Raw genomic sequence first — 21,144 nt, forward strand, 5'->3', positions numbered from 1 at the left:
TTTGCCCGATGGACGAGCTGAGAAGCGTTACTGGTGGCATTAAAAGCGGGCTGGAGCTACGAAGAGCGCTTTAGGTGTAGTTAGCCAGCCAAACATCGTCGGCGCTAGTGTCGACGATGTTTGAACCAGTTTTTACACACTCTGGGCCGGSGGCGGCTAACCCGGCATCCATGCCGGGTTGCCCACTGCGCAGAACCTCCWCTCGGCCTCACGAGGGGGCGTGTACCGCAACAGCGCCCGAGGCGGCCTACCGGCCGGCCTGGTTCTGATGCGTGCGTGTTTCCCTGTAGGAGCTGTCGAGTGCAACGAGGCTGCGATCTTTTGGCTTTATTCCTTACAAACAAGATCAAAAGATCGCAGCCTTCGGCAGCTCCTACGGCGTGATACATCCGCGAAATCAGGTCGGCTGGCAGTCCGCCTTCGCTGGCAAGCCAGCTCCTACAGTGGATCTGCGTACACCCAGTGCTTCTCACCACTCAWCAGGCCGAGCGTTAGCTCGCCTGCAGCTYTTGATCTTGATCCACCCGCCCCCTCGGMAGGCTGAGCGGAGGTGTTTATCCGGGGATTGGCGCGCAGCGCCGTTCGACGCAGTCGAACTCATTGCATGTAGGTCGAAGCGAAGCCGACCGGAGGGCAATGCCCCCGGATGAATACCGGAGCGAAGGAACGCCGAGCCTAAGCGAGGGGCCGTACGCAAGGGGCGAGCGTTTTTTGCTTACTTTTTTAGGCGCTCTTGTAAAAAAGTGAGTCGCCGTAAGGGCGAAACCGTCAGCCGCCGTTACCGCAGCAACGGATATGTACACGGTAAACAAAAGACAGGTCGGCTCGAAGGCCGCCTCGATTACTGACAGATCAAAGCTCAAACCGCAATTCAGGCCAGATCGGCGACGTACCCCGCTTCTGCGACTCAAGAATGGCCCGGCACAACGAGCACAGACGCTGATCCTGAAACACCCGGCGATCGACACTCGACCAGCGCGGTTGCGCCGGCAACAGACTGCCACACAAGGTGCGGTCCGCCGAGCCGCCCAGCTCCAGTTGACGGGTCACCAGATGCACCCGCACTTCCTGGCAGGCGAACAGATCCAGCTGTTCGTCAGGCTCGATCAGTTGGTAGGCAAAAAGTGACCAGGCAGGACGCGGCATCGGGGGCTCCAAATCGGGGGCGCCACCTTAGCCGAAAGCCTGCTTCTAGAAAAGTGTCATAACAGTGGTTTTAGCGTAGGCCAGACATTTTCCAGCAACTTGTCCTGAGCCCCGGCCGCCGGGTGTATGCCGTCGGCCTGCATCAAGTCCGGATGGCCGCCCACACCGTCGAGGAAAAACGGCACCAGCGGGATTTTTTTCTCATCGGCCAGGTTGCTGTAGACCTCGGCGAAGGCCTTGGTGTAGCGGGCACCGTAATTGGGCGGCAGTTGCATGCCGAGCAACAGCACCTTGGCACCGCTGGCCCGGGAGCTGTCGATCATTGACGCAAGATTTTGTTGCAATTGAGTTGGCAGCAAGCCGCGCAGGCCGTCATTGCCGCCCAACTCGAGGATCACGACTTGCGGTTTATGCTCTACAAGCAGCGCGGGCAGGCGTGCCTGGCCCCCGGCACTGGTGTCGCCACTGATGGACGCATTGATCACTTTGTCGTCGAAACCTTCGCGCCTGAGCCGTTGCTCAAGCAGCGACACCCACCCCAGCCGGGTATCCAGCCCGAAACCGGCGCTGATACTATCGCCAACGATCAGGACTGTACCCGCCGCTGCGTTTTGGGCCATGCACATCAAGGCCAGGCCAGCACTCAAAAACCAGACACGCATCGGACTCTCCATGGGCGCAAGCATTCTCATCGCGAAGGACCTTACCAAAGTGGTTCCCAGCGCGGAAGGTGAACTGACCATCCTGCACGAACTCAGCCTGGAACTGAACAAGGGCGACAGCCTGGCCATCGTCGGCGCTTCGGGCTCTGGAAAATCCACACTGCTGGGCCTGCTCGCCGGCCTCGACCTGCCGAGCAGTGGCGAGGTCACTCTCGCCGGGCAAGGCCTGAGCAACCTCGATGAAGACCAGCGTGCGCGCATCCGCGCTGAACACGTGGGTTTCGTGTTCCAGTCATTCCAGTTGCTCGACAGCCTCAATGCCCTGGAAAACGTCATGTTGCCGCTGGAGCTCGACGGCCGCAAAGACGCCCGAGAACGCGCCACCCAATTGCTGCAACGGGTCGGGCTGGGCCAACGCCTGACTCACTCGCCGCGCCAGCTCTCCGGAGGCGAGCAACAACGCGTGGCGATTGCCCGCGCGTTTGCCGCCGAGCCCGATGTGCTGTTCGCCGACGAACCGACCGGCAACCTCGACAGCCACACCGGCGAGCGCATCAGCGACTTGCTGTTCGAGCTCAACCAGGAACGCGGCACGACCCTGGTGCTGGTGACTCACGATGAACGCCTGGCCCATCGCTGCCGGCGCCTGATCCGTCTTGAAGCCGGCCTGCTGGTCGCCCCTCTGGAGCCTTGATGGCACGTCTGCCGCTGTTGCGCCTGTTCAGCCTCGCCATCCGCCAATTGCTGCGCGATGCCCGCGCCGGTGAATTGCGCGTGTTGTTTTTCGCCTTGCTGGTGGCCGTGGCCGCCAGCACCGCCATCGGTTACTTTGGCGCGCGCCTGAACGGCGCCATGATGCTGCGCGCTACCGAGTTCCTCGGTGCCGACCTGCTGCTGGAAGGCAGTTCGCCTGCGCGCCCCGAACAGATAAGAAGCGGCACCGAACTGGGTCTGGAACACGCTCAAGTGGTGGAGTTCTCCAGCGTCATCGCCACCGATAACGGCATTCAGCTGTCCAGCATCAAGGCGGCCGATGACACCTACCCGCTACGCGGCGAATTGAAAAGCGCGCCCGCCCCCTTCGCCACGGAAACAGTCGGTGGCGGACCGCAACCCGGTGAAGCCTGGGTCGAGGCACGCCTGCTGACCGCCCTGGACCTGAAGATCGGCGATAGCATCGATGTCGGCATGAAAACCCTGAAACTGGCGCGGGTGCTGACTTACGAACCCGATCGCGCCGGCAATTTCTACAGCCTGACGCCGCGGGTGCTGATCAATCTCGGCGACCTTGCAGCAACCGGCGTGGTGCAACCCGGTAGCCGGGTCAGCTATCGCGAATTATGGCGAGGCAACGCTCAGGCACTCGAGACGTACCGGCAACTGATCAAGCCGGGGCTTGCCGCCAATCAGCGCTTGCAGGACGCCCGCGACGGCAATCGACAGATCGGTGGCGCCCTGGGCAAGGCCGAACGCTACCTGAACATGGCCAGCCTGGTGGCGGTATTGCTCTCCGGCGTGGCGGTGGCGCTGTCGGCAACCCGCTTCGCCACCCGCCGATTCGATGCCAGTGCATTGCTGCGCTGCCTCGGGCTGTCGCGCCGGGAAACCATGGTGTTGTTCAGCCTGCAACTCACTGTGCTCGGGCTGCTGGCCAGCATCAGCGGCGCCCTCCTCGGCTGGCTCGCACAACTGGGATTGTTTGCCCTGCTGCATGACTTGCTGCCGACCGACGTGCCTGCGGGCGGACTGTTTCCGGCCGTTGCCGGGATCGGCACCGGACTGGTGGCGCTCGCCGGTTTCGCCTTGCCGCCGCTGGCGGCCTTGGGCCGGGTACCGCCATTGCGCGTGCTGCGTCGGGATATGCTGCCGATCCCTTCCAGCACCTGGATGGTCTACGGTGTAGCGCTGGGCGCCCTCGGCCTGATCATGTGGCGCCTGAGCCTGGACCTGGTGCTGACCTTTGCCCTGCTCGGCGGCGGCGTGATTGCAGCGCTGGTGCTGGGCGGTTTGTTGTTGCTGCTGTTGAAGAGTCTGCGGCGCATGCTTGCGCGTGCATCCTTGCCCTGGCGTCTTGGACTCGGGCAATTGCTGCGTCATCCGCTCGCTGCGGCGGGACAGTCCCTGGCGTTCGGCCTGATTCTGCTGTCGATGGCGCTGATCGCCTTGCTACGTGGTGAGTTGCTGGATACCTGGCAAAACCAGTTGCCGAAAAACGCCCCCAATTACTTCGCCCTGAACATCCTGCCCGCAGATAAACAGGCCTTCACCAACCACCTGATCGCCGTGTCGGCTCAATCGGCACCGTTGTACCCGGTGGTGCCGGGGCGATTGATCAGCATCAACGGCGAACCGGTGCAGCAGATCGTCACCAAGGAATCGGCAGGCGACCGGGCGATCCAGCGCGACCTGAGCCTGACCTGGGCCGCGGACCTGCCGTCGGGCAACAAACTCACGGCCGGCAATTGGTGGAACGAACAGACGCCGGATGATGTTCCCGGCGTGTCGGTAGAAGGCAAGGTCGCCGAAAGCCTGAAAATCAAGCTCGGCGACCACCTGGTTTTCAGCGTTGGCGGAGTCAATCGCGAGGCGAAAGTCACCAGCCTGCGGGAGATCGACTGGGACAACTTCCAGCCGAACTTCTTCATGATCTTCCAGCCCGGCACCCTCAAGGATCTGCCGGCGACTTACCTGACCAGTTTCTACCTCGCACCCGGTCACGACCAGCAGATCGTCGACCTGTCCCGGGCCTTCCCGGCGGTGACGATCCTGCAGGTCGAAGCCTTGCTGGAGCAACTGCGCAGCATCCTCGCCCAGGTGACCCTGGCGGTGGAGTACGTGTTGTTGTTTGTGTTGGCGGCGGGGATGGCGGTGCTGTTCTCCGGCCTGCAAGCGACGCTGGATGAACGCATTCGCCAGGGCGCGTTGCTGCGTGCGCTGGGGGCGGAACGGCAATTGCTGGTCAAGGCGCGGCGCATCGAGTTCGGTTTGCTGGGCGCCGTCAGTGGCTTGCTGGCAGCGCTGGGTTCGGAAGTCGTGAGTTGGGTGCTCTACCGCTACGCCTTTGATCTGCCGTGGCATCCGCATCCATTGCTGATGTTGCTGCCACTGCTGGGTGCCGTGCTCATTGGTGGTGCCGGGGTGTTCGGCACCCGTCGGGCATTGAACGCCAGCCCGCTGACAGTCCTGCGCGAGGGTTGATAGACTCCTGCCATCCTCACCACAAGAAGCAGTCATGAGCCGTTACCGCCCTCCCCGCACCGCCGGCACCGCGCTGATCACCCCCGAGGGTGAAGCGCGGATGCGCGCCGAGTTCCATGAGCTGTGGCATGTACGTCGGCCCCAGGTTACCCAGGCTGTCAGCGAAGCCGCGGCCCAGGGTGATCGCTCGGAGAACGCCGAATACACCTACGGCAAAAAGATGCTGCGAGAAATCGACAGCCGCGTGCGGTTTCTCACCAAACGCCTGGAAGCGCTGAAAGTCGTCAGCGAAAAACCCAGCGATCCGAACAAGGTCTATTTCGGCGCCTGGGTCACGATCGAAGATGAGGATGGCAAAGAGTCGCGCTACCGCATTGTCGGGCCCGATGAACTGGACCTCAAACAGGGCCTGATCAGCATTGATTCGCCCTTGGCCCGCGCCCTGATCGGCAAGGCACTGGACGCCGAAGTCCGGGTCCAGACCCCCACCGGTGAGCAGTGCGTTTACATCGTGGCGATCGACTACCCGTGAGCTTTAACGCCGGGTAATCAATCCTTGCCGGGCAACGCGGGTCAGTTGCCGGATCACTTCAGGAGCCTCTTCGAGGCTGGGGGACTGAATCACTGCCAGATCGAAACTGTCGTCGGCGAAACGAGCGAGGGACTCACCGTCTTCGACAAACTGGATCAGGAAAGCAGCGGGACCGCCGGTACGGCGTGGCCAGCCATCGAGATAACGCAAGAGCGTCGGCTGATGTTTGCCGCCAAGCAGGATTTTTGGATTGCGCTGGGTCAGATGTGCCGTGATCGGCGCGGGACGTACAACGGCGTTTAGTGCATTCATTGTGTCGTGTCTCTGCCTCAAAAGTCTGCATGGCAGGTGAGAGGCAACACCGAACCAGCGCTTTAGCGGTATTTCGAAGCCTGTTCCGGCTTCTATCGGCAACTGAATGAGTCACCTGGCGCCCCGCAAGTAGCTGTTTAAATCGGCGCATGAGCAACATCCTAGAGAAGCTGACTGGACAGTGTCAAGAATGACGCTCAACAAAAAAGGCCCGACAATGCGGGCCTTTTCGTTGAGCCAGAGCGGTCAACCAGCGATGGCACGGTCCGCCGAGAGTTTGCCCGCACCTTCGATCAATACCGCGATACTGCCACCGAGCAAGGCCAGGGCGAATTCATAACCGTTGTTGGCCATGAACAGACCGTTGCCAATGTGTACCGAGAAAATCGCGACCAGCAACAGGAAGGACAGGCCAAGCGCGGCCGGGCGAACCAGCAAGCCGATGATCAGGGCCAGGCCGGCGAAGAATTCAATGCCGCCAGACAGTGTCGCCATCAGGTAACCCGGCGTGAGTCCCAGGCTTTCCATGTACTGCGCGGTTCCAGCCAGACCATAGCCACCGAATGCCCCGAAGAGTTTCTGCGAGCCGTGAGCGGCGGAAATAATGCCGACCACGATGCGCAGAACCGTCAGGCCGTAGCCAGCGCGGGTAGACAGTACCTTGTTGATCAGAGTGCTCATGCTGTTTCATTCCTTGTAAGTGTGTGTTGGTTGGCCGCTATATTAATCAGCAATTCAGTTGTTAAAAGCGCAAAAAACCCGCCATAACAATCAGATTAGTTGATCATTTGCGTGAGGCAACCTTTTGCTCCTGGGGCTCCAACGACTCGCGCTCCCGGTCGAACGCCAAGTAGTACTTGTTCACGCTATTAACATAGCTGACAGGCCCCATACCTACTTGCTCCATGGCAATGCGTTCGACCTGGAAAAACCACTGGTTGGGATTCAAGCCTCGCCGCCGCGCTTCGGCGCGCATGCCCTGGACCCGCTCCGGCCCGATGTTGTAGGCCGCCAGCACGAAGGCCATGCGTTCGCGCTCGTTGAGTTTCGGACTGGCAAAGAACTTGCGCCGGATCATCGCCAGGTACTTGGCCCCGGCCTGCACATTGCCATCAAGGTCCTGAATATTGTTGACCCCCACCCGCTGCGCCGCAGAAGGCGTGATCTGCATCAGACCGGTGGGGCCATCGCCACTGCGGGCGGCAGGTTGCAGGGCTGACTCCTTGAAGGCCAGCGCCGCCAGGTTCAGCCAGTCCATGCCCTGGGCATCGGCGTGTTTCTGCAGCACCGGGCGAAGTTTTTCCAGACGCTGCCGGTCCGTCTTCGCCAGTGGATAGTGCACTTGATAGAGACGACGATAGATCCGCAGGAACGCGACGTCCTGATCCGATGGTTTCTTGTAGACGGTGAGGAAGCGATCGATGCTGGCCCGCAGCATCGAGGCGTCACGGCGCACGAACCAGAATTCCTCTCCCGGATCACTGACCAGTACCTGCTTGTCGAAACGCAGCTTGGGCAGGATCTTGCCCCAGCGTTCGGCGATCGGCTGCTCGACGATAGTCAGGTGGAAGATCCCACCCTGCACCATCTCCAGTACATCCTCGACGGCAAGGCTCGGATCGACCCATTCGATTGTGACCGGTGGCAGTTTGTGCAAAGCGAGCTTTTGATTGATCTGGCTGACGGCATCCCCGGCGGCGCTGCCGGCGGGTAACGCCAGGGTCTTGCCGGAAAGCTGTTCAAGCCTGGTGTAGCGGTGTTCGCCCTTGATGCCCACCAGGACCAAGGGGATGTTGCTGGCAATCGGCTCACTGGTGCTGACGGCGAAGCCGGGTTGCAGATCGAGCAACTCGCCTGGCGCCACCAGGTCGCCCTCCCCGCGCTGCAATGCGCCGAGCAGTTGATCCTTGGCCTTGGGAATGATCTTGAGGGTGATTTCCTGACCGTCTCGGGCGTGGCCGTTGAGGTATTGCTCGAATGCTCTCAGACGGTGGTATTCGACCCCGATCGCCTGCCCCTGGACTTCGCCGGAACTGTTACGGCTCTGGTTGACCAACACCCGCAGCACACGACTGCTGCGAATTTCCGCAAGGTCGCGCACCTTGCTGGCCGGTACGGCTTGCAGCGGCCCGGGCAGACGCGCGACCGCCGACATCGGCAGTAGCAGCGAACAACACAGCAGTAGCAAAACCGAGGGACGAATCATCCACTCTCCGGAAAGAATATGAGGCCCGCCTCAATGACGAAAACCATCAAGCGCGGCGACAAAAACAGAGCGCCCAAGGCGCTGGCAAAGTGCGAAAGACTGGCACAATGATGGCAAAACTACCAACCCAGCCTGGCCCGCGGCTCAAGAGACAGCGTTAACCCGTTGTAGTTCTTGGCTTTTCTTATAAATCCACGGCTCTGATATGCTTTCCGGCCTTTGGGCCGAGGTAGCACCATGCAACTCATCGATATCGGCGTCAACCTGACCAACGCCAGTTTTGCCGACAAACACCGGGCCGTACTCGACCGCGCCTACGCGGCCGGCGTGTGCCAACTGGTGCTGACCGGCACCAGTGTCGAGGGCAGTGAACAGGCTCTTGAGCTGTGCCAGCAACTGGACGAAAGCGCCCAGCGCCTGTTCGCCACCGCCGGTATTCACCCTCACTGCGCCAGCGACTGGAACGCCGACAGCGCCCGACGTTTGCGCAGCTTGCTCATGGAGCCGAATGTGGTGGCCGTGGGTGAATGCGGGCTGGATTTCAACCGTGATTTCTCGCCGCGCCCGCAACAGGAGAAAGTCCTCGAAGAACATCTGGCCATGGCCGTCGAATTGCAGCTGCCGGTTTTTCTGCACGAGCGCGACGCCAGCCAGCGTTTGCTGGAGATCCTGCGCGACTTCCGCGACCGACTGCCGGCCGCCGTTGTGCATTGCTTCACTGGGGAGCAGAAGGCGCTGTTCAGCTACCTCGACCTCGACCTGCACATCGGCATTACCGGCTGGATCTGCGACGAGCGCCGGGGCACGCATTTGCATCCGCTGGTCAAGGAGATCAAGCGCGGACGCCTGATGCTCGAAAGCGATGCACCGTATCTACTGCCGCGCAGCCTGCGCCCCAAGCCGAAGAACGGGCGAAACGAGCCGGCGTACCTGACCGAAGTATTGCGTGAAGTGGCGCTGCATCGCGGAGAAAGCCAGGAAGATCTGGCGGCGCACACTACAGCCTGTGCGCGGGCGTTTTATGGGCTGCCATTGATCTCCTGATTAACATAAATCCCTGTGGGAGCGGGCTTGCCCGCGATGAGGCCGGAACCGGCAACATCAATCCAGACCATGACACCTATCAAGCCAATAGCCAGCCTTGATTCGCCGCCAGCATGGACCGGGCCTATTCTTCCTACATGTGTTCAACATGGATCGAGGATCAGCATCATGGGCAAACGTCACCCCAACCTTCCCGTCTGGCAATGGCGAGCGTACCCGAACAATCATCAGCACCCGACCAATCTGGTGCTGCACCTGATCGCGGTGCCGTTGTTCATCGTGGCGTTTCTGCTGATTGTGTCCGGGGTGTTCAGCCTGAGCCTGGCGAACATCGCCATCGGTGTGATCGGTGTGATTGCGGCGCTGGCCTTGCAACGCCACGGCCACAGCCTGGAGACCCAAGCCTCCGAGCCGTTCAGTGACCGCAAAGATGCGATTTCGCGCTTGTTGGTCGAGCAGTTCCTGACGTTTCCGCGATTCTTCCTCAGCGGTGGCTGGTGGCGCGCCTGGCGTGAACGCCACCGCCGTCACTGATCAGGCGAACACGGTCACCGTCTGCCGGCTCATGGCGATCAACCGGCCATCCGCGCTCCACATTTTTGCGGCAGCATGCCCGTAGCCGTCAGCGGCGTATTCGGTTTCGACCAGGTATTTGCACCAGTCCAGAGTGTTCAGTTCCAGCAGCGGTTGCACGAACTCGATGGTCCAGGTCAGCGTGCTGCCCATCGCCGGCTTCTTCAAAAACGGCATCAGGGCCGGCGGCCAGGCGTCCACCAGCGCCAGGATATGCGCCTCGCTGATGGCCTCTTCTTTCACGTCGCCGCGCAAGCGCACCCAGCCGCCCATTTGCCGGGACGTGCTGCCGCTGAACGGCAGCCCGCCGATACTCCAGCGCATCGCCAGATGCCGCATGAATTCCGGGATGACGCCTTCGACAAAAGGCAGTTCCTGGCATTCGTCCCAGTGCTTCATTTCTGGTGCCGGTTCAGCGGTCACCGCCACTTCCGAGGGGCGCGAGGCGCCAAAACTGCCCTGGATCAACGTCACCACCTGACCCTTCTGCATCACCCGGCCCAACACCTGGCTGACCGCCTTGCCTTCGCGCAGCACCTCGACCTCAAAACTGACCGGAACCTCGGGTTCAACCGGGCCGACAAAGGTGATTGCCAACGAACGTACCGGCCGATCCGCCGGAACCCGGGCACGCATGGCTTCGTACTGCAAAGCAGCCACCAGGCCACCGAAACTGGCGCGCCCCTGCGCCCAGGAGGCCGGGATAGACAGCTCATGCGGCTGGCTACGGACAGCGTCGAGCAGTTCGGAGAAACGCATGAAAACCTCAGGGATCGAAAAAAGATGAAGGGATCTTACCCAGCCGGAGAAGGCTATACAGCACCCATTCCGGCCAAAAGTACTGACAGAAGAGCCGAACACATAACCCTGTGGGAGCGAGCCTGCTCCGGGCGGCGTTCCGACGATAGCGCCCGGACAGCCAACATCAATTTTGAATGTCACGACCTCATCGCGAGCAGGCTCGCTCCTACAATGGATCTCCGGTGTTTTCAGGATTTGAAACAGGCCTTACCCAGTTTTTCCAGCACCCGGTCCGCACGCTGTTCAGCCTCGGCCATGGTGGCTGTCCAGACCGCAACACAGGGCTGCAAATCCGTTTCCTGTTCAGCCATGGCCAGCCATTGCACGCAATCGTGCCAGTCGCCCAGCGCGCCCTGGGCCGATTTCAACCGGGACATGGCCGCTTTCGGCAAACGGTCCAGTTCGGGGTAAGCATCGATGCCATAGCGCACACGCTTGATCAGCAGCCGCAGCCGATGACGGTCATGAGCCGGGTCGTGCAGTGCCTCGTCGAGTTTTCCCCACTGCTTGCCCAGGCGTTTTTCGATGCGCTTGCGCAAGCCCTTGAGCAATCCCTGGCGCTGGGCGGCGCGCAGAAAACGCGGAAATGCATCGAGGACGATCAGCAATTGCGCAAGTTCAGGGCTGGCCGCCACGGCCGGATAGGCCTCGGCCATTTGCGCCATGCGCCACTGTGCGGCTTGGGGTTGATGGTGCTGGAGCAGGTACGCCGCCAGCACTTCGCGATCACGTAATGGCGTGCTCAGTTCGCCCACCCGGGAGGCGGCCGCTTCCAGTTGTTCGACACCGGGCAGCCCGCGCAAGGGTCGCAACAGGCTGCGTAACCGACGCATGGTCGTGCGCAGGTCGTGTAACGCTTCAGGGTCTGTACGCTCTTTCAGGCGGGCCTGACAGGCCAGCAGACGAACTTCCAGGCCCAGAACCTGAGCCACCAACCGATCGATCATGGGGGGTTTACTCCGTAAACTGCGCCAGGTTGCAAGCTCCAGGCTGCAAGCTCGGTGGGTCTTGCAGTTTGCAGCTTAGAGCTTGTAACCGCTTTTCGCTTTTAACGCCCCGCGCGCGATTCACGAATATAGAAACGGGCCTTCTCGGCTTTGGTGGTGCAGCCTTCAAACCCCTCGAATTGCTGCTGGGTCTTGGCTGCGGTCAACAGCGACAGGGCCTTGGAGTAGCTGACGGTCCCGGCAAAACCTTCGGCCTTGGCCAAGTCCAGTTCATGCCATGCAGCATCCAGGTTGCTACCGCAACTGTCGCGATAAGCGGTTTTGCCGGCACAACCGGCGAGCGCCAGGGCAATCAATGGCACGCAGATCCAGGCTTTCATCACTCACTCCTCAAAGATAGGTCAACAGTCGTGCAGGTAAGACGGTGTGGCACCTGAAAAGTGCCGTTGGTCCGCTATGCAAACTATAGCGCTGACGAGAATAACCATGTGCCGCCATGGAGTGTCGAAAATACGACGCTCTTGCCCCGTCGAACGACCAAGGCGATTGAAGCGTGCCCCTCGATGGGTGCATTGTTGAACCATTCAAGCGAGGGCGATCCATGAAAAAGCGTGTCGCACTGGTATTGGGCTCGGGTGGAGCCCGGGGTTATGCACATATCGGGGTCATTGAAGAGATCGAACGGCGCGGCTATGACATTGCCTGTATCGCCGGTTGCTCCATGGGCGCGGTGGTGGGCGGGATCTACGCCGCCGGCAAACTCAATGATTACCGCGACTGGATCGAGAGCCTGGATTATCTCGACGTGTTGCGCCTGGTGGACGTCAGTTTTCGTCTGGGGGCGATCCGTGGCGAGAAAGTCTTCGGGCAGATCCGCAAGATCGTCGGCGAGATCAACATCGAAGATTTGCGTATTCCCTACACCGCGGTTGCCACCGACCTGACCAACCAGCAGGAAATCTGGTTCCAGGAAGGTTGCCTGCATCAGGCCATGCGCGCCTCGGCAGCGATTCCCAGCCTGTTTACCCCGGTGATGCAGGGCAACCGCATGCTGGTCGATGGCGGCATTCTCAACCCGCTACCGATCGTGCCCGTAGTGTCGAGCCATTGCGATTTGATCATCGCGGTCAACCTCAACTCCACCAACCAGCGCCACTATCAATTGCCGGTCATCCAGCGTCCCGCCGCCTTCAAGACCCGCTTCGACAGCCTGATCAACTCCGTCGGCTCTAAGTTGCCGTTCCGGCGCAAACAGGCTGAACAATTGTTGGTTCTGGAACAGGAAGCCTTGAAGGCCGAAGGTGCGGACTTCAACCCATGGATCGAATCCGCCGAGCCCGAGGCGCAGCAACCCGCGGCCGCTCCGCAAACCAGTGGCGCACCCCGCTCCGCCACCGGTTCGTTCATCATCGACAACGTCGGGCCGGCGTCCTTGCTGGATTTGATCAACCAGAGTTTCGAGGTAATGCAGACGTCGCTGGCGCAGTACAAGATTGCCGGGTATCCGCCGGACATCCTGATCAACGTGCCTAAACGCGTGTGCCGGTTTTTCGAGTTCTATAAGGCGCCGGAGCTGATCGCGCTGGGACGGGAGATTGCGCGCGATACGCTGGATCGGTATGAGAATGAGCAGAACTGAAAGTCTGAAAATTCTCGATTGAATGTAAGGGCCTCATCGCGAGCAGGCTCGCTCCCACAGTGAGTCTTTGGTGTTCACAAAATGTGTGTCTGGCCGAAACTCCTGTGGGAGCGAGCTTGCTCCGGGCGGCGTTCCGACGATGACGTCAGATCAGGCAACGAAGATCTAAAGGCTACCCTCACTCAACAACCGATACCCCACCCCAGCCTCAGTGACGATGAACCTGGGTTGGGTCGGGTCATCCGCCAGTTTCTGGCGCAAGTGCCCGACCACGATGCGCAGGTAGTGAGTGTCTTCGGTGTGGGTCGGTCCCCAGATGTCCTTGAGCAATTGCTGCTGGGTGATCACCCGCCCGGGATGTCGCGCCAGTTGCGCCAGCACGGCGTATTCCTTGCGAGTCAGCGCGACTTCGATACCGTCGAGTAACACCCGGCGATACGCCAGGTCGACCATCAATGGACCGAAGGTCAGCGCCGCTTGTTGCACCTCGCCCACGGGCGCCTGGCGCAACAACGCACGAATCCGCGCCAGGAACTCCTGAATGCCGAACGGCTTGGTCACGTAGTCATTGGCGCCGCCATCCAGGGCCTCGACTTTCTGCCCTTCACCGGCGCGCACCGAGAGCACCAGCACTGGCACCGTCGACCACTCGCGAAAATCGCGCAATACCTGTTGGCCGTCCATGTCCGGCAAGCCGAGATCGAGCACCAGCAAGTCCGGTTTGTTCAACGCGGCTTGTGCCAATCCTTCACTGCCGGTGCCGGCCTCCAGCACTTTATAGCCCTGGGAAGCGAGGCTGATGCGCAGGAATTTGCGGATCTGCGGTTCGTCGTCGATGACCAAAATGGTCGCGGTCTGGCTCATGAATTCACATCAACACAAAGAAGTGGCAAGAGAGTAGCGCAAGCACGATCAGGCTTCACTCTCGTATCCTGGCTGAGCCTGTAGCGGCAGGTGCAACGTGATGCAGGTCCCGCGCCCCTCGATACCGTCGGCAACGCTGATACGCCCGCCATGGGCACCGACCATGCCCTGACAAATCGCCAGCCCCAGCCCGGTACCCTGCCCGCCACGATCACCCCGCGCCGCGGTGTAGAACATGTCGAAAATCTTCGCCCGTTCCGCCTCCGGAATTCCCGGCCCCTCATCGCAGACCGAGAAAAACAGCTCACGGTCATCGGCCCCGGCGCGCAATTGCAAACGTCCGTGGTGCGGCGAAAACCGCGCGGCGTTTTCCAGCACGTTGACCAGTGCCTGTTCGATCAGCGCGGCATGGACGAACAGCAGCGGCAATTGCGCCGGTACTTCGGTGCTGACCTGCAGCGACGCGAGTACCGCGCGCAAGCGATTGAGCGCACTGCCGATGATATCGGCCGGCGACACCCAGTCCCGTGCCAGCTTCAGCGCGCCGTGGCCGAGCCGGGTCATGTCGAGCAGGTTTTGAATGTAGCGGTCGAGGCGCTCGGCTTCATCGCGCGTGCCTTCGAGCAGTTCACGTCGATCCTCCAGCGGGATCGCTTCACCCAGGGCCAGCAGGCTATCGATACTGCCGCGCATGGACGTCAGCGGAGTGCGCAAATCGTGGGACACCGACGCCAGCAAGGCGCTGCGCAGTTGCTCGGTTTCGCCGTGCAGCCGCGCCGCTTCCAGATCATCGGCCAGTTGCGCCCGGGCCAGTGCCTGGGCCAGCGGCTGGCTCAGCGCGGTCAACAAGCGTCGGCGCTGGCCGCTCAGGGTCTGGCCTTCCCTGGCACATACACCGAGCAACGCCAGCGGGCCGTCCTCCACCGATAACGGCCACCACCACCAGCGGCCGAACGGCAAGGTACCGGTGCCCGCACCCGCGGGTTGATCGTGTTGCCAGGCCCAATCGGCGGCGGCGCGCTCGGCTTCGGTGAACTCGAGCGGGCCACCGGTTTCGACTTTCCAGCCGTTTTGCCCATCGCGATTGAGCAGGCACAGTTGCACATCGCTCCAACCATTGAGGTGCTGGGCAGCCGCGCTGACCACGGCCTGACGGTCGGTGGCGGCGGTGAGTTTGCGTGACAGGTCAAGCAATTCGGTGGTCTCTTCCTGGGTATCACGCAGCGCCTGCAACTGCCTGCGCTGGCGCGCCGCGAGGTTGCCGGTGAGGGCCGCCATCAGCAGGAAGAACAACAAGGTCAGCACGTCTTCTTCGCGCTGGATACTGAAAGAGAAATTCGGTGGAATGAACAGGAAGTCATAGGTCAGGAACGACAGCGCCGCACAGGCCAGCGCCGGCCCGAGACTGCTGCGCACCGCCACCAGCAACACCGCCGCAAGGAACACCAGTGAAATATTTGGCAATGGCAGAACGCTCGCCACGGCCCAGGCCAGGGCGCTGGCCAGAACCGTCGCGACCACGGCCAATGCGTAGTCGAACCAGACCAGTGAATGCATCGACCACTGGTGCGGTTGATGCTGTTGGTGATCGCTGTCGAGAACGTTGATCTCCAGTCCGCGCGCATTACGCAGCAACCGCGCCGCCAGCCCGCCACCGAACAGACGTCGGCGCAAACGTGGCCGGGACTGGCCGACCAGCACCAGGCTGGCGCGGCGTTCGGCGGCATGCTGAATCAGGGTTTTCGCCACTTCACCGGCGCGCAGCAACACCACTTCGCCCCCCAGGCGTTCGGCCAGTTGCTGGGCACTCTGCAGGCGCAGACGTGACTGCTCGTCACGCACGCTGCCGTTGTCCACGTGCACCAAGCTCCAGGGCAGGTGCCGCCGCTGGGCCACGCGGCTGGCATGACGTACCAGGCGTTCAGCCTGGGTATCGCCGTCGACCCCTACCAGCAAACGCCCACGCACGGCCGGAGCCGCTTGACCGAGTTGGCGATAGCCCTGGGCCAGATCGTCATCGACCTGAGCCGCCGCGGTTTGCATCGCCAGTTCGCGCAAAGCCGTCAGGTTGGTCTGGGAAAAGAATGCGTCGATGGCCGCCCGCGCCTGCTCCGGCACATAGACCTTGCCATCGCGCAGTCGCTCCAGCAGCTCCCGTGGCGGCAAGTCGATCAGCAACAGTTCATAGGCTTCCTGCAACACCCAGTCCGGCAGGGTTTCGCGGACCTGCACGCCGGTGATGCCGCGCACCTGGTCGTTGAGGCTTTCCAGATGCTGGACGTTGACCGTGGTGTACACGTCTATGCCTGCGGCGAGCAGTTCCTGAATGTCCTGCCAGCGTTTTTCGTGACGGCTACCGGGTGCGTTGGTGTGCGCCAGTTCGTCGACCAGCACCAGTTTTGGTTTGGCTTTGATCAGACCGTCGAGGTCCATTTCTTCAAGCAACACGCCACGGTATTCCGAGCGCACCAACGGCTGCTGCGGCAAGCCGCCGAGCAGGGCTTCGGTTTCGGCCCGGCCGTGGGTTTCGACGACGCCGGCGATGATTTTCACCCCTTGGCGTAACTGGGTGTGGGCCGCTTGCAGCATGGCGTAGGTCTTGCCGACACCCGGCGCGGCGCCGAGAAACACCTTGAGCCGGCCACGGCCATCGCGGGGCAGGTCTGCTAACAACGCGTCGGCGCGGCCGGAGTTGCTCATTTTCATTGCCTTGTTTGACTTGATATATGGGTGTGGCATTAAAAGATCGCAGCCTGCGGCAGCTCCTACGCCAGATGGCGTACATCCTGTAGGAGCTGGCGAAGCCTGCGATCTTTTGATCTACAGGTTTTCCAGCGCCAGATTCAACTCAAGCACATTCACCACCGGCGGGCCTACCAGTGGTTGCTCGATGTGAGCGTCCAGCAGTTGTTGCAGTGTCGCTACCGGCAGGTTGCGCGCCGTCGCGACACGCGCCAGTTGATAGGCAATCGCCGCCGGTGGCAAGTGCGGATCGAGACCGCTGCCGGACGTAGTGACCAGCGCCAATGGCACCGGCCCCTGGCCTGGCACCAGCAGTTTGTTGGCATCGTCGATCACCCGCGTGGCCAGGGCCGGGTTGCTCGGCGACAGGTTACTGGCGCTGCTCGACACGGTGGCAAAGGCACCAGCCGAAGGGCGCGGGTGGAACCAGGCGTCGCCGACGAAATCCTGGGCGATCAGCGAAGAGCCACGGACCTTGCCCTCGGCATCCCGCACCAGGCTGCCGTTGGCCTGATCCGGAAACGTGACCTGGGCCACGCCGGTGACCACCAGTGGATAGGCGACGCCGGTGATCAGCGTCATCAGGACCAGCAGGCTCAGGGCTGGACGTATCAATGTGGACATTTCAAAACCCTCTAATTCACAAGTCAGGTACACCGTGGCGCATCCATCGCGAGCAAGCTCGCGATGGCGGCTTATCTGGCACACCACGCAGTCAAACCAGATGCAACGCCGTCAACAGCATGTCGATCGCCTTGATGCCCACGAACGGCACCAGGATCCCGCCCAGGCCGTAGATCAGCAGATTGCGCCGCAACAACGCCGCCGCACTCGCCGCATGCACCCTCACACCGCGCAGCGCCAGAGGAATCAGCACCACAATGATCAGGGCGTTGAACACAATCGCCGAGAGAATCGCGCTCTGCGGACTGCTCAGGTGCATCACGTTGAGCACGCCCAGTTGCGGGTAAATCGAGGCGAACAGCGCCGGCAGGATCGCGAAGTACTTGGCCACGTCGTTGGCGATGGAAAAGGTCGTCAGCGCACCGCGGGTGACCAGCAACTCCTTGCCGATCTGCACCACGTCCAGCAGCTTGGTCGGGTCGCTGTCGAGGTCGACCATGTTGGCCGCTTCACGTGCTGCCTGCGTGCCGTCGTTCATCGCCATGCCGACGTCCGCCTGGGCCAGGGCCGGGGCGTCGTTGGCGCCGTCGCCGCACATGGCGACCAGACGACCGTCGTTTTGCTCGTGACGAATGCGCGCCAGTTTTTTCTCCGGCGTGGCTTCCGCCAGCACATCGTCCACACCCGCCTCAGCGGCGATGGCAGCAGCGGTCAATGGGTTGTCGCCGGTGACCATGACGGTGCGGATCCCCAGTTTGCGCAACTCGGCGAAACGCTCGCGGATACCGGGCTTGACCACGTCCTTGAGGTGGATCGCCCCGAGCAACTTGCCGTCGGCACACACCAGCAGCGGGGTGCCGCCGCTTTGGGCGATCTTGTCGATTTCACGGGACAACGGTGCAGCCAGATCAGCCCGCGTGAGGCCGACGAACGCCAGCAACGAATCCACCGCACCTTTGCGGTACACGCGGCCCTGATAGTCGACACCGGACAAGCGGGTTTCGGCGCTGAATGGCACGACTGTCAGCACATCGGCGGACGGTTCCGGTTGCGGATGAGTGCCACGCAGGTACTCGACGATCGACTTGCCTTCAGCGGTGTCGTCGGCCAGCGAAGCCAGCAATGCGCCTTCGGCCAGTTCCCTGGCTGTCACACCTGGCGCGGCATACACCGCCGAGCAACGACGGTTACCGAAGGTGATGGTGCCGGTCTTGTCCAGCAGCAAGACGTGCACGTCCCCCGCCGCTTCCACCGCGCGACCGGACTTGGCGATCACGTTCAGGCGTACCAGGCGATCCATCCCGGCGATACCGATGGCCGACAGCAAACCGCCGATGGTGGTCGGAATCAACGTGACCAACAGCGCCACCAGGAACACCAGCGGCAGGTTGCCATTGGCGAAGTGGGCGAACGGTTGCAGGGTCACGACCACCAGCAGGAAGATCAGGGTCAGGCCGATCAGAAGGATGTCGAGCGCCACTTCATTCGGGGTTTTCTGGCGTTTGGCGCCTTCGACCAGGGCAATCATGCGGTCCAGGGTCGACTCGCCGGGGTTGGCGGTAATCTTCACCAACAGCCAGTCCGACACCAGCCGCGTGTTACCGGTGACGGCCGAGCGGTCGCCACCGGACTCACGAATCACCGGCGCCGATTCGCCGGTAATCGCCGCCTCGTTGACAGCCGCGATGCCTTCAATCACTTCGCCGTCACCGGGGATCATCTCCCCCGCGTCGACGCGCACCACATCACCTTTGCGCAGGCTGATGGCGGGCACCACCTGAAAACTGCCATTGCCGCTCTTGCGCCGCGCGCTCAGGCCTTCGCTACCCGCCTTGAGGCTGTCAGCGCGGGCCTTGCCGCGACCTTCGGCGAGGGCTTCGGCGAAGTTGGCGAACAGCACGGTGAACCACAGCCACACCGCAATTTGCGCGGCGACGAAGGTCGGCACCGCTGTGTCGGGAATGAAGCACAGCACGGTGGTCAGGATCGCGGTCAGTTCGACCACCAGCATCACCGGCGCACGCTGCAATTGCCGTGGGTCGAGCTTGACGAAGGCTTGCAGCAACGCCGGGCGCCAGAGGGCCGAGATCGCGGTTTTCGGTTGTTCCGCTGCCTTGACGGCGGCAGGCTTGATTGCAGGCATATTCATGATGGTTTCCTTAGAATCCCATGCTCAGATGTTCAGCGATTGGTCCCAATGCCAAAGTCGGCAGGAAGGTCAAACCACCCACCAGCAAAATGGTCACGGTCAGCAGGGTCACGAACAGCGGGCCGTGGGTCGGGAAGCTGTTTTGTCCGATCGGTGCGGTTTTCTTCATCGCCAGGCTGCCAGCCAGGGCCAGCACCGGGAGGATGTAGCCGAAGCGACCGATCAACATGCCCAGGCCCAGCATCAGGTTGTGGAACGGGGTGTTGGCGCCGAAGCCACCGAAAGCCGAACCGTTGTTGGCACTGGCCGAGGTGTAGGCGTAGAGCAGCTGACTGAAACCATGAGCGCCCGGGTTGCTCACGGCGGCCACCGGACCTGGCAGGCTGGCGGCGATCGCGCCGAGCACCAGTACACCGATCGGCATGACCATCAGGGTCACCACCAGCAATTGCACTTCCCTGGCCTGCAGTTTCTTGCCGAGGTATTCCGGGGTGCGGCCGATCATCAGGCCGGCGAGGAACACCGCGATCAGCACGTTGAGCAACATGCCGTAGAGCCCGGCGCCGACGCCGCCGAAGATCACTTCGCCGACCATCATGTTGACCAGCGCCACCATGCCGCTCAGCGGGTTGAGGCTGTCGTGCATGCCGTTGACCGAACCGTTGGACGCGGCCGTGGTGGTCACCGACCACAACACCGTGGCGGTGGTGCCGAAACGTGCTTCCTTGCCTTCCAGCGGCGCGGTCTGTTCGACAGCAACGTAGTTCAACGCCGGGTTCGGTTGGTATTCAGCCCACAGCGAGGTCGCGCCGCCGATCAGGAACAGCGCCAGCATGCAGGCGATGATCGCGCGGCTCTGGCGCAGGTCCTTCACGTAATGACCGAAGGTGAAGACCAGCGCGACGGGGATCAGAATGATCGAGGCCATCTCGAACAGGTTGCTCCACGCGGTCGGATTCTCGAACGGATGCGCCGAGTTCACGCCGAAAAAACCACCACCGTTGGTGCCCAATTGCTTGATCGCAATCTGACTGGCCGCCGGGCCAAGGGGAATGACCTGGTCGACGCCTTGCACCGTCACCGCATTCACATACTGCGCGAAGGTTTGCGGCACGCCCTGCCAGACCAGATACAGCGCCAGCAGCAGGCACAGCGGCAGCAGGCCATAGAGGGTGGCGCGGGTCATATCGACCCAGAAGTTGCCAAGCGATGCAGTGGATTTGCGACCGATGCCGCGGCACAGCGCAACCAGTACGGCCAGACCGGTGGCGGCGCTGACGAAGTTCTGCACGGTGAGGCCGACCATCTGGCTCAAGTAGCTCAGGGACGCTTCGCCGCTGTAGGCCTGCCAGTTGGTGTTGGTCATGAAGCTGACGGCGGTATTGAACGCCAGCGTCCACTCCTGGCCCGGCAGGTTCTGAGGGTTCAGCGGCAGGTGGTCCTGGAACAGCAGGATCGCGAACAGCAGCAGGAAACCCGCGAGGTTGAAGGCGAGCAAGGCCAGGGCGTATTTCTGCCAGCTCTGTTCGGCTTGCGGGTCAACCCCGGCCAGTCGGTAACAGCCACGTTCGACTGGCCCAAGGACCGGCGACAACCACGTGCGCTGACCTTCCATCACCTTGTAGTAGAAGCGCCCGAGAAACGGCGCCGGGACCAATACCAGGGCAAAAAACCCGAGGATCAGCCAATAGTCATAACTGTGCAT

At 61.8% G+C, this 21,144-nt stretch carries 19 protein-coding genes; 6 read left to right on the plus strand and 13 right to left on the minus strand.

Going from position 1 to position 21,144, the window contains the following annotated elements; all coding sequences use genetic code 11:
- Window positions 1-852: 852 nt before the first annotated feature.
- Together AC1DKH_RS10885 and AC1DKH_RS10890 are read right to left on the minus strand one after the other, a co-directional pair.
- On the minus strand, window positions 853-1,146 hold the full coding sequence (locus AC1DKH_RS10885; protein ID WP_003226812.1) for a hypothetical protein: 294 nt from the start codon (window positions 1,144-1,146) through the stop codon (window positions 853-855).
- 56 nt (window positions 1,147-1,202) lie between these two features.
- Window positions 1,203-1,808 carry an arylesterase gene (locus AC1DKH_RS10890; protein WP_477753755.1) on the minus strand — a complete coding sequence of 202 codons (606 nt, stop codon included), beginning with the start codon at window positions 1,806-1,808 and terminating at the stop codon, window positions 1,203-1,205.
- Window positions 1,809-1,818: 10 nt separating this feature from the next.
- Here AC1DKH_RS10890 and AC1DKH_RS10895 point away from each other — a divergent pair, with 10 nt between their 5' ends.
- From AC1DKH_RS10895 to greB, 3 genes are read left to right on the plus strand one after another with little or no spacing between them, the layout of a single operon-like run.
- Window positions 1,819-2,502: an ABC transporter ATP-binding protein gene (locus AC1DKH_RS10895; RefSeq protein WP_477798158.1), complete on the plus strand. Its 684-nt coding sequence runs from the start codon at window positions 1,819-1,821 to the stop codon at window positions 2,500-2,502.
- On the plus strand, window positions 2,502-5,006 hold the full coding sequence (locus AC1DKH_RS10900) for an ABC transporter permease (protein ID WP_477798159.1): 2,505 nt from the start codon (window positions 2,502-2,504) through the stop codon (window positions 5,004-5,006). Before AC1DKH_RS10895 ends, AC1DKH_RS10900 begins: the two co-directional genes overlap by 1 nt.
- A gap of 34 nt (window positions 5,007-5,040) precedes the next feature.
- Window positions 5,041-5,538, plus strand: a complete 498-nt coding sequence (gene greB / locus AC1DKH_RS10905) for a transcription elongation factor GreB (protein WP_007973570.1) — start codon at window positions 5,041-5,043, stop codon at window positions 5,536-5,538.
- A 3-nt stretch (window positions 5,539-5,541) separates the two neighbouring features.
- Here greB and AC1DKH_RS10910 read toward each other — a convergent pair whose 3' ends face one another.
- The 3 genes from AC1DKH_RS10910 to AC1DKH_RS10920 all read right to left on the minus strand — a co-directional run bounded on the left by AC1DKH_RS10910 (window position 5,542) and on the right by AC1DKH_RS10920 (window position 8,056).
- A complete protein-coding gene (locus tag AC1DKH_RS10910; protein WP_477753753.1) occupies window positions 5,542-5,850 on the minus strand; it encodes a class I SAM-dependent methyltransferase in 309 nt (102 codons plus the stop codon).
- A 246-nt stretch (window positions 5,851-6,096) separates the two neighbouring features.
- Entirely contained in the window at window positions 6,097-6,531 is a 435-nt protein-coding gene (locus tag AC1DKH_RS10915) for a DoxX family protein (RefSeq protein ID WP_477798160.1), read from the minus strand.
- A 103-nt stretch (window positions 6,532-6,634) separates the two neighbouring features.
- Window positions 6,635-8,056: an MltF family protein gene (locus AC1DKH_RS10920; RefSeq protein ID WP_477798161.1), complete on the minus strand. Its 1,422-nt coding sequence runs from the start codon at window positions 8,054-8,056 to the stop codon at window positions 6,635-6,637.
- A gap of 237 nt (window positions 8,057-8,293) precedes the next feature.
- On the opposite strand from AC1DKH_RS10920, the gene AC1DKH_RS10925 reads away from it, so the two are divergent.
- Window positions 8,294-9,100, plus strand: a complete 807-nt coding sequence (locus tag AC1DKH_RS10925) for a TatD family hydrolase (RefSeq protein WP_046042641.1) — start codon at window positions 8,294-8,296, stop codon at window positions 9,098-9,100.
- Between the two features lie 168 nt (window positions 9,101-9,268).
- Window positions 9,269-9,634 (plus strand): terminase, encoded by a 366-nt coding sequence (locus tag AC1DKH_RS10930; RefSeq protein WP_477753750.1) that lies wholly within the window; start codon window positions 9,269-9,271, stop codon window positions 9,632-9,634.
- On the opposite strand, the gene AC1DKH_RS10935 is transcribed toward AC1DKH_RS10930, so the two are convergent.
- The 3 genes from AC1DKH_RS10935 to AC1DKH_RS10945 form a co-directional block, all read right to left on the minus strand.
- Window positions 9,635-10,432, minus strand: coding sequence for an acyl-CoA thioesterase (locus AC1DKH_RS10935; protein ID WP_477764724.1), 798 nt, complete (start codon window positions 10,430-10,432; stop codon window positions 9,635-9,637). It abuts the gene before it with no gap.
- A gap of 230 nt (window positions 10,433-10,662) precedes the next feature.
- The gene (locus AC1DKH_RS10940) at window positions 10,663-11,421 is read right to left on the minus strand and encodes a CHAD domain-containing protein (RefSeq protein WP_477764725.1); all 759 of its coding nucleotides are present in this window, start codon (window positions 11,419-11,421) and stop codon (window positions 10,663-10,665) included.
- Window positions 11,422-11,522: 101 nt separating this feature from the next.
- Window positions 11,523-11,801 (minus strand): hypothetical protein, encoded by a 279-nt coding sequence (locus AC1DKH_RS10945; RefSeq protein WP_008000319.1) that lies wholly within the window; start codon window positions 11,799-11,801, stop codon window positions 11,523-11,525.
- A gap of 221 nt (window positions 11,802-12,022) precedes the next feature.
- On the opposite strand from AC1DKH_RS10945, the gene AC1DKH_RS10950 reads away from it, so the two are divergent.
- Window positions 12,023-13,060 (plus strand): patatin-like phospholipase family protein, encoded by a 1,038-nt coding sequence (locus tag AC1DKH_RS10950; protein WP_477753747.1) that lies wholly within the window; start codon window positions 12,023-12,025, stop codon window positions 13,058-13,060.
- 165 nt (window positions 13,061-13,225) lie between these two features.
- Here AC1DKH_RS10950 and AC1DKH_RS10955 read toward each other — a convergent pair whose 3' ends face one another.
- The 5 genes from AC1DKH_RS10955 to kdpA all read right to left on the minus strand — a co-directional run bounded on the left by AC1DKH_RS10955 (window position 13,226) and on the right by kdpA (window position 21,144).
- The gene (locus AC1DKH_RS10955) at window positions 13,226-13,924 is read right to left on the minus strand and encodes a response regulator (protein ID WP_477798162.1); all 699 of its coding nucleotides are present in this window, start codon (window positions 13,922-13,924) and stop codon (window positions 13,226-13,228) included.
- A gap of 48 nt (window positions 13,925-13,972) precedes the next feature.
- A complete protein-coding gene (locus tag AC1DKH_RS10960) occupies window positions 13,973-16,624 on the minus strand; it encodes a DUF4118 domain-containing protein (RefSeq protein WP_477798163.1) in 2,652 nt (883 codons plus the stop codon).
- Window positions 16,625-16,744: 120 nt separating this feature from the next.
- Entirely contained in the window at window positions 16,745-17,290 is a 546-nt protein-coding gene (gene kdpC, locus AC1DKH_RS10965) for a potassium-transporting ATPase subunit KdpC (RefSeq protein ID WP_477798164.1), read from the minus strand.
- Window positions 17,291-17,381: 91 nt separating this feature from the next.
- Window positions 17,382-19,439 (minus strand): potassium-transporting ATPase subunit KdpB, encoded by a 2,058-nt coding sequence (gene kdpB / locus AC1DKH_RS10970; RefSeq protein ID WP_477764729.1) that lies wholly within the window; start codon window positions 19,437-19,439, stop codon window positions 17,382-17,384.
- Between the two features lie 10 nt (window positions 19,440-19,449).
- Window positions 19,450-21,144: a potassium-transporting ATPase subunit KdpA gene (gene kdpA / locus AC1DKH_RS10975; RefSeq protein WP_477798165.1), complete on the minus strand. Its 1,695-nt coding sequence runs from the start codon at window positions 21,142-21,144 to the stop codon at window positions 19,450-19,452.

Source organism: Pseudomonas sp. 05L36 (assembly GCF_056398125.1).